We start from the raw sequence: 13014 nt of genomic DNA, 5'->3' as shown, positions 1-13014 counted from the left end.
GGAAAAATGAAAACATCTATTGTTCCGTGAACAGGGTACACGGTTCAGAGAAGCACGATTTCGTGAAATAGCTTCGTCCTGCGGTCAAAAACTTTGCTGTTTCCATTGCCATTGATTTTCAATACCCGAAAACAGGTTGTCTCTGAAAGCCGTTGTTTCCTATAATGGGAGAAAACAGGGGTAAATGCTGCGTACATACGTACAGAGCATGACTGGCAAAATCAATCCCGCCATTCCTCCGGTACGTACGTACATGACGAAACATCGTAAAACCCATTTATATGAGGTCTTGCCACAGCTTCCACACCCATAAATCCCCACACCCGCCGTCCGGCAGAGTTGGTGATGTTGTTGCAATGTTCCAGATTGAATCTCCCGGCATTGGCAATCATGGCGTCGCTGAAGCTGCGGGCTTTCAGCGGTGCAAGGGAATTTTCTTCGCACCACATCCGGTAGATTTCATAGAAATCCTTGGAGCTGATGGACGCATCCGCTTTGCACCGGATGTATCCCTCCGATTCCATGAAATCAAAGATATTATTATTGTCACGCTTGACCGCTTCCCGGTTTTCCCGGATACGGTCACTCTCTGTGAATTTGAAGTTGTTGGCAACAAGCCGCTGCAATCCCTCCAATGCCCACAGGAAGATGCCCTCGGCTTCGGCTTTCATCTTCTCCGCAAGGTCAGGATCATCAGCTCTATCCACAGGCTTTTCCTTGGTGGTCAGCACAAGCTGTCTGCGATAAAATCCGTCACTGCGATCATAAAGAGCTTGCAAATCACCGTTGCTGAACGCAAGCAGCCGGGCGAACATCCAGCCCTGATAACTCTGCTTGCCCTTGCGTTCCAAATCCATCTTGCCCTGTGCTGTCACGATGGATTTCACATAGTTGGTCTGGCGCAGAGCTTCCATCCGCATATCATCATCCACGCACAAGAGGATATGTTCCAGATCGGCACGGGCAAAGCGGTTTTCGGAAATCTTTCCGATGCTGCCGTCTTTCATATTCATGCCAAAGATTGCCGAAAGCACCGCACCGATTTGGGATTTACCCTCGCCGCCGTTGCCCTTAATCACCATCATGCGCTGTCCTTTGTTGGAGGGAATCAGGCAGTAGCCGATAAACTCCTGCAAAGTGGGAATGTCCTCTGTATGAAGCAGGTCATCCAGAAAGTTCAGCCAGACCACAGGAGCAGGAGCATCGGGATTGTAGGCAACAGGCAGACGGCTCCGCACGATAGCAGGTCTGCCCTCAGTGAATGTTCCGTTCTGCAGCAGCGTACCGTTGGCAACATGAATCCGATCCTGCTCCGGAGGAAAGTCAGGCACTTGTGCTTCCAGTTTCAGCACCTCCAGAATATTGGTGATCTTCCGGGGGATGTTGTTCACGGCACAGAATTTCAGCTTGTCGTAAATCTCACCCCGGAGAGGGAGATCGTCTGTTACCCGACCATCGGGCGTAAAAAAAGCTCCGTTTGCGAAGATGATTCTGCGCTCACGCAGAAATTCTTCACAGAACAGAGCTTCATTGATGTTCTGCCCGTCAAACCAGATCGGCAGATTCATATCCGGCATTTTACCTTTCTTCCCCATGGGACAACCCCTCCTTTCGTTTCCGTGCCACATAGTTCCGAAGGAAAGCAATCTTGCTCTCCTTCATTAGCTCGTCCACCACGGCAACCCGTTCTTCTAAATCACCGACTGTCAAAATATCTGCCAGATATTCGATATAATCAATCATCTGGCAGGCTTCCACAAAACGGTCATCCAGATCATCGTCCGGTGTTTTCGGTGCATATCGCACTTTCCAATCTTCCAGCAGATGCAGATAATCCATCAGCACCCGGAAGCACAGCATTTCGTCCTCCCGAAACTGACGGATATAGGGACGTTTGGGCTTGAGCATAGCTGCGGAAGTGGGCGGTTTCGGGTCAAGCCCAAAATCCGAAGCCAGCTTTTGTGCTGCTTCATAGCTGCTCAGATCGAACGACCTTGCCACGAAGTCGATCACATCCCCCTTGACTCCGCAGCCAAAGCAGAAGAAATAATCCTCATTCAGCCTCATGCTCGGATGCCTGTCATTGTGGAACGGGCAGCAAGCCATGCCGTTTCGGTTGACTTTCAGCCCGTAGTGTTCGGCGGCTTGCTTTACGCTGATTGCCACCTTGATGGTTTCATAGATTGTCATAGAAAACCTCCGTTCATAGTATTCAGAAAGCACGAAACACCCGCCGTGATTGGCAGGTGCTTCGCTCCGTCTACTATTGTTATGCCGGATTTTTCAAAAAACAGGCTAATCGGTGGACAACCCCATTTCAAAAAACAGGACAGCTTTTCGGAGGATGTAGATTTCTTCACATTTGCATGATATAATGAAAGAAATGAAAAAACAGGACAGGAGAGCAAGCATGAATCAAGAATTGATGACATTGGATTTTTGGCAGGATACAATCATATATGAGGACAAAGCACTTCCTATCGGCACTCTTGCCTGTGATGCGCTGAATGTTTCGGCGGATACTCTTGCCAAAATGAATGAACAATGCCAGAAAATTAATCTACTGCTTGGAATGCTGAACGCCGGACAGGACGCTTCTGCACTCTTTCCTATGGCAAGGGAAGCTGCATTGACAATGTTAGAGATTCTCAGCAAAACGCCGCCGTTCTCCTATATGGATATACCAAAGCACCGGGAACGGATAGAAAAGGTTTTTACTGCGGACAGCGCACAAAAATATGTGGAGTTTGCTACAAAAGCTGCAACCAATTCTTTACCGTTTGAAGAAGTTCCGAAATATGCTGATGCGGCGATGCTCCAACGTTATACCGCTGTATTCGGACATTTGGCATATTCTCTTAGGGAATACCAAACCGCAGTGCTTGATTTTGCGGAAAAATCAGACAGCAACGAAGCAGACCGTACCGCAGAGGGCTTTGCAAAAATGTTCGGCAGCTATTTCCCGCCGGAGTTTTCTATCACGGAGGGCAATGCCTGGATGTCTGTTGCGAACAACTCTATTCAGTATGTGACAACTGTCCGTCCCGGCGAGGATGTGGCGAAGCTCGTCAAACGGATGCACTATGTATCCTTTGTGGGAATGTTCCGTTCTGATCTCTTTGAGGGCTTGTGTGTTGGTCATGCACCGAAAAAATGCCGGATCTGCGGCAAATGGTTTCTGACCACCAACGCAAGGCACACCAAATACTGCGGCGGTTATGCACCGGGAGATAAGCTGCACCGCACTTGCCGGCAGATCGGCAATCTGAAAGGCAGAGAACAGCGGGAGCTTGCGGACGATCATCCGCTGAAACAGATTTATGAGAAGCGGCTGAACACCATAAACCGCTATGTGAAGCGTGGTACTCTGGACGCTGATCTTGCAGAGGTTATGAAGAAACTGGCGAAAGATAAAATGCTCCGGGCCTTGAGCAATGTTGCTTATGCCAAGGGCGATTATGAAAAGGAAATGGGACAGGCTGCCTTGAAAAAGGAAGCTTACAACAAAAAATGACAAGGAGATAATACATGGCACGAAAAGCTGATGTTAAAGGCGGTAATGGTGATGTGGTATTCGATACTGAAACCGGAACTGCGAGAAAATACCTTCGAAATACGTCTACCGTTGAAAAAGTCGCACGCTTCAAACGAGAACTTGCTGTATTTCAGGAATTATGCAAGAATCCAATTCCCAATGTTGTTGAGGTGACGGATGTTTATATTAACGAGGATAAAATTGCTGAATCTTATGTTGAAATGAAAAAATATGACGGTTCGGTATACGATATACTCGAAGTTACCAAAGGGAATGTTAAATTAGCATTTGAACTGCTTTTGCCGGTCATCAAAGCACTCTATACACTTTCAACCGGAAATCCGCCCTTGTATCACAGAGATATAAAGCCGGATAATATCTTGTTTTTGAAAAAAGGTGATGAATACACACTGTATCTTACAGATTTTGGAACGTGTTTTCTTAACGATGGGAGCGAACGACTGACACCGGAAACTATGGCAGTTGGTCCCAGGATGTATATTGCCCCAGAATACGAAACAGGTCGTGTAGAGGAAGTAACTGAAAAAGGAGATATATTTTCTTTGGGTAAAGTTCTTTGGTGTATGATCAATGGTGAGCCGGAGGACTTTATGCCTTCAAACTTCTGGTTTGTTGATGAATATGATTTGACCAAGCGTTTTCCCGGAAATGCTGATATGATTGTTGCTAATACAATTATTGCATCATGTTTGAATATTGCTCCTGATGAGCGCTGCGCATATTCAAGTTTGATTGGACAGATTGAGAACTTCATTGCAGAGGGCAATATGACGCCAGGGGAAGAAGAACAGTATCGAGTACGAGTATATCAAGAGAAACGGAATTTAGAACTCTTGGAGATAAAAGAAAAGAATCGGCTAATTGTAAATTCCTTTAGTCAGTATTATATAAAGGCGTTAGAAGAATTACTGAATACATACCCTGATTTTGAGCTGATTCAAAAACTCTACGATGAATACCGTAAAAATTCAAAGGATGGCATTGATTATACATCCGTAAATGTTGAAAACAATGCCAGCCATTATCTCTATAGCGGAACTTATGACCGAATCTATTTTTCAATTAATTATGAACCCGCTCGTGGAACTGATAGGTATTGCAGCATCACGATAAAATACACAATAGATAGTTGGAAGACGATACGGTTCTATTATTCCGAAGATGGTACGATTTTAAGTGACCATAACGGCGTAGTAAAGCTGATGTGCGTAGAATCATTGTATAATATTTTGAACTCCATAATCATGGAATACATTTCATAAAACAGAATGGCATACAGAAGGGAGGTGCGCTATGCTGAATGATTTTACATGGAATATGACCGGATACATACCAAAATACCAAGTCAATCCGCACGGTGACGGCATCATTCCCTATGTGGCAGAGCGCATCTTCCAACTGGAACCGGAGCCGCCATCAGTGGGCAATCTGAACGAATATATCCTGTCTGCTTTGCATGAAAAGAATTTGCTACATTTTTCGTTCTTTCTACATCACTACGAGCCGCAGCTTAATAAGCGCATCAAGAGCTTTCTTGGTGTGGATGGCGGCGATTTGTACGATACAGACCGTTTTCTGGATATAAAACTGTCCTGCCGGGAGCAAATGCTCCAAAAGCTGATGGACTATGATCCTGCCAAGGGTGCGGAGTATGCTACATACATTTTTCCGTTCATCCGGGATGCTATGCTCCGTTTCCGCATGGGCGAAGAAAAATGGTCGGTATCCTCTCTGACTAATTACAAAATGGTGCGGTCAATGGCTTGGCTGTACCACAATACCAAGGATGCGGTCAACGAGTTTTCCAAGAAATACAACTGTGATCTTGCTCTTGCCGAAGAATATCTGAAAGTTGTCCGAGGTATCCGCAATCAGCAGCCATTCTATGTGACAGACGAGGACGGCGAGGAAACTGGCGAAGATGTCGCCCTTGACGATAGTTGGAACTATACCGACATCCTCTGGAACGGCATACAGGCAGAAAAGGTGCAACGGGCATTTGAGAAACTGAATTACCGGGAGCAGACCTTGCTCGAAAAACGGTTAGCAATTTGCATGACCTGTGGGCGTGTTGGCTCATGGAAGAACCGCCCCACCTTTGAAGACCTGGCGGTTATGTTTGAGGGAAGCACAGCCAGCGGTGCAGAGCGGGCTTACCGGAAAGCGATGGATAAGCTGACAGAGCTTCTGGTTGCCGAGGGTGCTATCCATGCAGTCCGGCTGAAACAGAAATCCAAAACCAAGCGCAAAAAGAAAATCACCGCCGCAATCTACGAATACCAGGCAGACTGCGACGGCGAATGGGGCGAAATATCAGTTGATTTTGAGAACGGCACAGCAGAAATCATTCGGCTTGCTGATTGGGATACAATTAAAACGAACTGGTTTGCCAATGAGGCGATCCGGTATATTTTATCATTGTCGCCTGATGCTCTTAAAAAATATATGCTCGTCCCCCTTGAGCCGCCACTTATATCCTGAATCCTTACAACAACTGTAAGTGGTATTTGCTGTGTTCCCATGCTATCATTTTATTACAAATGATAGGAGGTATTCACATGAAACCCATTTTGAATATTGAAAATTTAACAAAAATCTATGGCAATGTGCCAAGTCAAACAAAGGCACTGAATGGGATCACCTTCCAGGTGATGCCGGGAGAGTTTCTCGGCATTATGGGAAGCAGTGGTTCCGGTAAATCCACGCTTCTCAACTGTATTGCAACTGTGATTCAGCCCACCGGTGGGAGCATTCAGGTGGAAGGCGATACTCTGCAATCCCTCAAGGGAAAGGCTCTTGCAGAGTACCGTGGCAAAAAAGTTGGTTATCTATTCCAGAACTTTGAATTGCTGGACAACCTGACTGGCAGGGAAAACATCCTGCTCCCGACTTCCTTGCATGGGGTATCCGAAGCAGAAAGCAGCCAGCGGCTGAAGCAGTTGGCTGACTATCTGGAAATCACTGATGTTCTGGATAAGTTTCCGTCCAAGATGTCCGGCGGCCAGCGTCAGCGTGTTGCGGCAGCAAGGGCTCTGATCTTACATCCCCAAATGATCCTTGCCGATGAACCGACGGGTGCGCTGGATTCTAAGAACGCAAGAAGTCTTATGGAGAAGCTGTCCGGCCTGAATCGTGACGAACAAGCTACGATCCTGATGGTAACCCATGATTCCAATGCCGCCAGCTTCTGTAAGCGCATCCTGTTCATCCAGGATGGCGTGATCTTTCATGAGCTTCGGCGTGGAGACGAAAGCCAGCAGGAGTTCTACGGGCGCATCCTGAAGGTGATGGCGCAACTGGGAGGGGGCAGCGCAAATGTTCTCTAATCTCATTCTTCGGAACAGCCGCCGCAGCCGAAAGGAAAACGGTCTGTTTTTCAGCTCCCTGGTGATTTCTATTGTTGCCTTTTACATGATTCTTTCCATCTCCACTCAAGATGTGATGCTCTTTTTGCAGAAAATGGAGAGTGACGCAGTTGACAAACTCCTGCTTCTGATTCCTGCGTTTTATGGGATGACCCTCGGTATTCTGTTCTTTTTGATCTATTTTGCCTGCAAGTATCAGTTCGAGCGCAGACGGCATGAGTTTGGTGTTTATCTAATGTTGGGGATGCGTAGAAGTAAACTGTTTGGTATGCTTCTGGCGGAAGATTTCCTGACCAGTATTCTTGCCATGCTCATAGGCTTACCTGTGGCTGTGGTGCTTTCAGAAATTGTCAGTCTTGTCACCGCCAAGCTGGTAGGCATGGGGATCATCGGTCATCAGTTTTCTTTATCCTGGTCTGCGATTGAATGGACGCTGGCAGGATTTCTGGCAATTAAGCTGACGGCACTTCTGATTTTGAGTGGACGAATCAGCCGCCAGGAGATCGGTACTTTGCTATCCCAGCCAACGAACCGCCCCAAAAAGCAAATGCCATCTGTTATCTATGGACTGGCTGCTATATGCGGAAGTGTGATGTTGGCAGTGGCTTACTACATGGCGATTCAGGGAATTGCATGGACAAAGGTAAGTATGATGGGACTGACTTTGCTGTTGGGCATAGTTGGTACGATGCTGCTTTTCTATGGGATGCGTGCGCTGATTGCTTTGATTGTTAAGAAAGGAAAAGGAAATAAGCAGCTTCATGTATTTACCTTCCGGCAGATTCAGGAGAATGTCATTCATCAGTCAAACTCCATGGCCATCAGCTCCCTGCTGATTCTGGCGGCGCTGTGTTGTTTTGGTGCGGGCGTAGGAATTGCAGGAACGAATAACCTGTCTTCTGGCCATGTAATCGACTATACTTTTGAAGATCATACTGCAGAAGATTCATCGCAGGTTCTTCCGAATATAAAGGCAGTCCTGAAAGAAAACAGTTTGGAAAATCAATTTTCAGAGCTTTTTGAAATGAGGGTTGGGCGTATTCGCACCACAGAAGATTATGATAATGCCTACAGCATGGACGCTGTTATGGACTCTCTTCGGAGCCTGCCCCAGTCGGAAGACCGGGATGTCCTTCTGAACAATCTTGGTTATGCCACATACCCATATTTGATTTGTTTATCGGACTATAATCGTTTGTTGGAATTGTCCGGCAATCCGGCTCTCCAATTAGGCGAAAAGGAGGCCACTGTCTATATTGATACAGAGTTTACTACGGCAAGCCGTACCGCAATGCTGAACCAAGTATTGGCCGGGCAGCCCAAGGTGGAACTGGATGGTAGTCCGATTCATCTTACAGGAGAGGTTCAGTCTGTGAATTTGGTCACGGACCGTTCTATAACCTTGTCCTTTGCATTGATTCTTCCGGATGAAGCATTCCTATATTATAGTCAGGGAATGTATGATACCTATGTCAATGCGGTGCTCAGTGAGCAAGCTCTGAATGGAAATAGCCTTATGACTGCATATTTGGATTTGAACGAGAAGCTGGACGAAATTGACATTGAATATGAAAGCTATCTTCAGAATATGGGTCGTCAGCTTTTCTACACCATAGCATCCAGTTATATTACCCTCTATCTTGCGATTGTTTTCCTGGTAGTTGCCAACACCATCGTGGGTGTTCAGTTCCTGATGAGTCAGCAGAAAACCGGGCGCAGATACCAGACTCTGATCCGCCTGGGAGCTACTTACGAAACCCTTTGCCAGTCTGCTGGAAAGCAAATTACCTGGTTTATGGGACTTCCTGTATTGGTTGCGGCTGTCAGCAGTTTGTTTGGAGTCAGGGCGTTATTTACAGGGATACTCTCGTCCCGAACCCGTGGGACAGTGGCTGAAATGATGTTTGTATCTGCTGCTATGATTTTGCTGCTTTGCGTGATAGAATATATTTATATGAGAGTGGTCAAGCGCTCCAGCGATCGGTATTTGCTGACACTGATGCAGCCACAGAGAGAAGAATAATTTGGAAGGAGGTGCTGTCGTGAAAAGAATTGCTGTTGTGGAAGATGAAGTCTATATGCGGGAAGAACTCTGCAATATGCTCCAAAAGGACGGGTATCTTGCGGAGGCAATCACCGAGTTTGAAGATGCCGCTCGGCTCCTGGCAGCCCTCCGTCCTGACCTTGTGATCTTAGACCTGAATTTGCCGGAGATCAGTGGCTTTCAAATCTGCCAGGAACTAAAGAATAAAACCGCTATCCCCGTCCTGGTACTAACTTCCAGAGATCAGGTAAAGGATGAACTGCAAGCGTTCCACTTGGGTGCCGATGAATATTTGACGAAGCCGTGCAGAAAAGATCGACTTCTTGCCAGGGTATCCAATATTCTCAAAAGGTATGAAGGCCGTACCAATCTCATAGAGGGACCAGATTTCCTGTTAGACCAGCAGACCTACACGCTTTATATTCATAATACCTCTGTCGTGCTTCCAAAAAATCAGGGAAAACTGTTGGTTGCTCTTTTGTCCGGCGGCGATGCTCTGGTCACGACGGAGCAACTTTGCATAGCACTATGGGGAACCACGGAATACATAGACGAAAATGCCTTGCAGGTTAATCTGACCAGGCTGAAAAAGACGATGTCCGGTCTTGAGATGAAGCAGCGAATCGTTGCGGTTCGTGGGATGGGCTATCGTCTGGAAACGGGGGTGGCTCCATGAAGCAGCTTTGGCGCATAACAGAGCGATACTACCCCTGGCTATTGTTGCTGTTGGGCGTGGATTGCTTTTGTGCTATCATTCTTTGGATTTCTGACATTCAGGCATTTCAAACCTTGATTGGGTTAGTAGTTCTGACAAGCCTCCTTTTGTTTTCAGTGATTCTGTTTGTACTAAACAAGCGGGAGACTACCCGCCGAGAGCTGTTCCGGGATTTCCTCAGTGATCCTACCATCTGCAACGAGGAACGGCTGCTCAGTGCCATCAGCCGGGAAGAAGGAGAATCTATCCGGCTTCTGGCATCAGTTTTACAGGAACACAAAACTGAGAGTAACAGTATGGCAGATGCCCTACAGGACTATGAAGAATATGTGGAGGGCTGGGCACATGAAGCGAAAACGCCCCTATCGTTGTTGACCATGCTCCTGGATAATCGGAGCGACGAAATATCTCCTCCCCTGCAAGCAAAGCTGGATTATGTCCGCAGTCAGCTTCAGGAGGATGTCACTCAAATGTTATACTATGCCCGGTTAAAGAGCAGTACAAAGGATTATCAGTTTGAGGATATCAATTTGAATCAGTGCTTGGGGGAAGTTCTGGAGGACTATGCCCCACTTCTGGAAGAAAAGCAGTTTGTAATTCTCAATAAACTGCAATCTGAAACAGTCTATACAGACCGTAGAGGGCTTCAGTTTATGTTGGGACAGATCGTGAGCAATGCCATAAAATATAGCAGCGATAGTCCCATGCTAACGATCTCTATGATACATTCGGAGACCGCAGATGTCCTTTCAGTTGAGGATAACGGCATCGGTGTAAAAAAATATGATCTGCCGTATATTTTTCAAAAGGGCTTTACCGGGGATTCTACTGACAGCAGAAAGAAAGCTACCGGTATAGGGCTTTACCTGGTTAAGAAGATGGCTGACGATCTAAACCTTCGTCTGGAAGCTGCTTCCCAGTGGGGAAAGGGCTTTAAGATAGTCATCTTCTTTCCAAAATTGAGATCCAACGGAGGAAAATAAATAAATAAACAGAAAAACGCCCGCAGGATTTTCTCCTGCGGGCAGCGTGTTGTCAGCTATCCAAAGGCTTGTATTCTGTTACAGTTTTCAGATAGGTTTCGGGATCGCCATTCAATATCAAGTCAGCATATGCTATCGGGTCATTGTAGATCAAATAATCCAACTCTGACCGCTGATACATATTGTCTGCAATCTCGTTCTCAACAGCGATAGTGTCAATCGCAATCATTCTGCCGTCCCTGAATTTCAGTTCCACACAGCAATTATCCATAGTGTAAGCACAAGATATTAAGGTTTTCATGGTATGTCTTCCATAATTCGAAATATAAAGCGAAAATCCCGTCTGACTTCCTGTTAGAAATCAGACGGGATTTGTCCGTATGCACCCCGGAAACCGTCAGCTAACAGTTGATAAGTAAATTAGTTCCTTATCACTGTTAAGCCAAGGTTTTCCGGGCTTTTGCTATATCTAAACGGGCTGATATAGTTTGACCTCATTTGACCAAACGAGAGCCGTTTTCACCCAATTTTTAGTGGTTAAGTATAGGGCAACCGGCAAAAATGGGGTCAAAAAACGGCCTTAGTGGTTAAAAAATAGGACAACCAGAGAGCAATTTCGGGGGTATTTTTGAGGGTGATTTTGGCACTCTCAGACACCGGATTTTTCGCTGGAGGGTTTGGCATAATCTGACCAAATCTGAACAATTAAATACGATTCTAATGCAGGCACTCAGTAACAAATAACTGGGTGCTTTTTTGTTTTAGAGATTCCGGCATTAGAAAGGGCCGTCACTTTATGATTTTGAAGTGGCGGCTTTTTCTATTTCCAGAAGCAACAGCAATAATTAGAAATGAGGTGAAGTCAATGAACACGCAAATCATCGCCATTGCCAACCAGAAAGGCGGCGTTGGCAAGACAACGACCTGTGCCAACTTGGGAATCGGGCTGGCGCAAGCCGGAAAGAAAGTCCTGCTGATCGACGGAAACCCGCAAGGCAGCCTGACGATCAGCTTGGGCAATCCCCAGCCGGACAAATTGCCCTTTACGCTGTCGGACGCTATGGGGCATATCCTAATGGATGAGCCGATTCATTCCGGCGGGGGTATCCTGCACCACCTGGAGGGAGTAGACTTGATGCCCGCCGACATTCAACTTTCCGGTATGGAAGTATCCTTGGTAAATGCTATGAGTCGTGAGACTATCTTGCGGCAATATCTGGACACACTGAAGGGGCAATACTCCCATATCCTCATCGACTGCCAGCCCTCCCTTGGTATGCTCACAGTCAATGCGCTGGCCGCTGCGAATAGGATCATCATTCCCGTTCAGGCAGAGTATCTGCCCGCTAAAGGGCTGGAACAGCTGCTCTCCACGGTAAACAAGGTAAAGAGGCAAATCAACCCCAAGCTCCAGATTGACGGTATCCTGCTGACGATGGTGGACAGCCGAACCAACTTTGCCAAAGAGATTTCCTCGCTCCTGCGGGAGACCTATGGCAGCAAGATCAAAGTATTCGGCACAGAGATTCCGCACTCTGTCCGGGCAAAGGAAATCAGTGCAGAGGGAAAAAGTATTTTCGCCCATGACCCTGGCGGCAAAGTGGCAGAGGGGTATCGAAATCTGACGAAGGAGGTGTTGAAACTTGAAAAGCAGCGCGAAAAAAATAGAGCTGGCCTCGGTAGATGATCTGTTCTCCACCGAAGAAGGCCGCCAGGATGCAAAGCTGGAAAAGATTCAGGAAATTCCATTGTCTGAACTGCATCCCTTTAGGAACCACCCATTCAAAGTCAAGGATGACGAAGCCATGATGGAGACCGCCGACAGTATCAAGCAGTATGGCGTTCTGGTTCCGGCGATTGCTCGACCGGACCCGGAGGGCGGTTATGAACTGGTGGCCGGACACAGACGGCACAGAGCAAGTGAACTGGCAGAAAAAGAGACCATGCCGGTAATTGTCCGTGATCTGGACGATGATGCAGCCACAATTATTATGGTTGACAGCAATCTGCAACGAGAAAGTCTCCTCCCCAGTGAAAGAGCATTTGCTTATAAAATGAAACTGGATGCTATGAAACATCAGGGAGAGCGAGTTGATTTAACTTGTTCCCAAGTTGGGAACAAGTTAGAGGGCAAGAAGTCCAGTGAGATTTTGGCAGAGCAAGTAGGTCAGAGTAAAAACCAGATTTTTCGCTATATCCGTCTGACAGAGCTGATTTCTGAATTGATGGATATGGTGGATGAAAAGAAGATTGCCCTGAACCCTGCCTATGAGCTGTCCTTTCTCAAAAAGGAGGAACAGGTAGACCTGTTGGACGCGATGGACAGCGAACAGGCTACCCCTTCTCTTTCT

12 protein-coding genes are annotated in these 13014 nt (G+C 46.7%); 9 read left to right on the top strand and 3 right to left on the bottom strand.

Annotation, left to right across the window (positions count from 1 at the left end):
* Positions 1-221: 221 nt before the first annotated feature.
* On the bottom strand, positions 222-1595 hold the full coding sequence (locus tag DXD92_RS01550; RefSeq protein WP_227143262.1) for a DNA primase family protein: 1374 nt from the start codon (positions 1593-1595) through the stop codon (positions 222-224).
* Positions 1579-2190, bottom strand: a complete 612-nt coding sequence (locus tag DXD92_RS01545) for a CHC2 zinc finger domain-containing protein (protein ID WP_117522847.1) — start codon at positions 2188-2190, stop codon at positions 1579-1581. Before DXD92_RS01545 ends, DXD92_RS01550 begins: the two co-directional genes overlap by 17 nt.
* Before the next feature lie 220 nt (positions 2191-2410).
* Here DXD92_RS01545 and DXD92_RS01540 point away from each other — a divergent pair, with 220 nt between their 5' ends.
* From DXD92_RS01540 to DXD92_RS01510, 7 genes are all read left to right on the top strand, one after another.
* Positions 2411-3514, top strand: a complete 1104-nt coding sequence (locus tag DXD92_RS01540) for a DUF6076 domain-containing protein (protein WP_117522886.1) — start codon at positions 2411-2413, stop codon at positions 3512-3514.
* A gap of 14 nt (positions 3515-3528) precedes the next feature.
* Positions 3529-4818 (top strand): protein kinase family protein, encoded by a 1290-nt coding sequence (locus DXD92_RS01535; RefSeq protein WP_117522846.1) that lies wholly within the window; start codon positions 3529-3531, stop codon positions 4816-4818.
* A gap of 31 nt (positions 4819-4849) precedes the next feature.
* Positions 4850-6037, top strand: coding sequence for a hypothetical protein (locus tag DXD92_RS01530; RefSeq protein ID WP_117522845.1), 1188 nt, complete (start codon positions 4850-4852; stop codon positions 6035-6037).
* Between the two features lie 77 nt (positions 6038-6114).
* The gene (locus DXD92_RS01525) at positions 6115-6882 is read left to right on the top strand and encodes an ABC transporter ATP-binding protein (protein ID WP_033121505.1); all 768 of its coding nucleotides are present in this window, start codon (positions 6115-6117) and stop codon (positions 6880-6882) included.
* On the top strand, positions 6872-8944 hold the full coding sequence (locus DXD92_RS01520) for an ABC transporter permease (RefSeq protein WP_118144834.1): 2073 nt from the start codon (positions 6872-6874) through the stop codon (positions 8942-8944). The genes DXD92_RS01525 and DXD92_RS01520 overlap by 11 nt, the downstream gene beginning before the upstream one ends.
* A gap of 19 nt (positions 8945-8963) precedes the next feature.
* Positions 8964-9641 (top strand): response regulator transcription factor, encoded by a 678-nt coding sequence (locus DXD92_RS01515; RefSeq protein ID WP_033121503.1) that lies wholly within the window; start codon positions 8964-8966, stop codon positions 9639-9641.
* Entirely contained in the window at positions 9638-10663 is a 1026-nt protein-coding gene (locus DXD92_RS01510; RefSeq protein ID WP_117522843.1) for a sensor histidine kinase, read from the top strand. The genes DXD92_RS01515 and DXD92_RS01510 overlap by 4 nt, the downstream gene beginning before the upstream one ends.
* A gap of 52 nt (positions 10664-10715) precedes the next feature.
* Here DXD92_RS01510 and DXD92_RS01505 read toward each other — a convergent pair whose 3' ends face one another.
* On the bottom strand, positions 10716-10964 hold the full coding sequence (locus DXD92_RS01505; protein WP_085531192.1) for a DUF6061 family protein: 249 nt from the start codon (positions 10962-10964) through the stop codon (positions 10716-10718).
* Positions 10965-11528: 564 nt separating this feature from the next.
* On the opposite strand from DXD92_RS01505, the gene DXD92_RS01495 reads away from it, so the two are divergent.
* Together DXD92_RS01495 and DXD92_RS01490 are read left to right on the top strand one after the other, a co-directional pair.
* The gene (locus tag DXD92_RS01495; protein WP_118639937.1) at positions 11529-12350 is read left to right on the top strand and encodes a ParA family protein; all 822 of its coding nucleotides are present in this window, start codon (positions 11529-11531) and stop codon (positions 12348-12350) included.
* A partial coding sequence (locus DXD92_RS01490; RefSeq protein ID WP_118639953.1) for a ParB/RepB/Spo0J family partition protein occupies positions 12307-13014 on the top strand: 708 nt, incomplete at its 3' end. The genes DXD92_RS01495 and DXD92_RS01490, both read left to right, overlap by 44 nt.

It is taken from the genome of Blautia sp. TM10-2 (assembly GCF_003480845.1).
In the GTDB taxonomy this organism is placed as follows: domain Bacteria; phylum Bacillota; class Clostridia; order Lachnospirales; family Lachnospiraceae; genus Fusicatenibacter; species Fusicatenibacter saccharivorans.
Note: the sequence above shows the minus strand (reverse complement) of the source record. Positions and strands in the feature narration are given on the sequence as shown.

What these genes read in the sequence shown, in the direction of transcription:
- DXD92_RS01550 (WP_227143262.1), bottom strand. Translation starts at nt 1,595, where the DNA reads ATGGGGAAGAAAGGTAAAATGCCGGATATGAATCTGCCGATCTGGTTT.
- DXD92_RS01545 (WP_117522847.1), bottom strand. Translation starts at nt 2,190, where the DNA reads ATGACAATCTATGAAACCATCAAGGTGGCAATCAGCGTAAAGCAAGCC.
- DXD92_RS01540 (WP_117522886.1), top strand. Translation starts at nt 2,411, where the DNA reads ATGAATCAAGAATTGATGACATTGGATTTTTGGCAGGATACAATCATA.
- DXD92_RS01535 (WP_117522846.1), top strand. Translation starts at nt 3,529, where the DNA reads ATGGCACGAAAAGCTGATGTTAAAGGCGGTAATGGTGATGTGGTATTC.
- DXD92_RS01530 (WP_117522845.1), top strand. Translation starts at nt 4,850, where the DNA reads ATGCTGAATGATTTTACATGGAATATGACCGGATACATACCAAAATAC.
- DXD92_RS01525 (WP_033121505.1), top strand. Translation starts at nt 6,115, where the DNA reads ATGAAACCCATTTTGAATATTGAAAATTTAACAAAAATCTATGGCAAT.
- DXD92_RS01520 (WP_118144834.1), top strand. Translation starts at nt 6,872, where the DNA reads ATGTTCTCTAATCTCATTCTTCGGAACAGCCGCCGCAGCCGAAAGGAA.
- DXD92_RS01510 (WP_117522843.1), top strand. Translation starts at nt 9,638, where the DNA reads ATGAAGCAGCTTTGGCGCATAACAGAGCGATACTACCCCTGGCTATTG.
- DXD92_RS01505 (WP_085531192.1), bottom strand. Translation starts at nt 10,964, where the DNA reads ATGAAAACCTTAATATCTTGTGCTTACACTATGGATAATTGCTGTGTG.
- DXD92_RS01495 (WP_118639937.1), top strand. Translation starts at nt 11,529, where the DNA reads ATGAACACGCAAATCATCGCCATTGCCAACCAGAAAGGCGGCGTTGGC.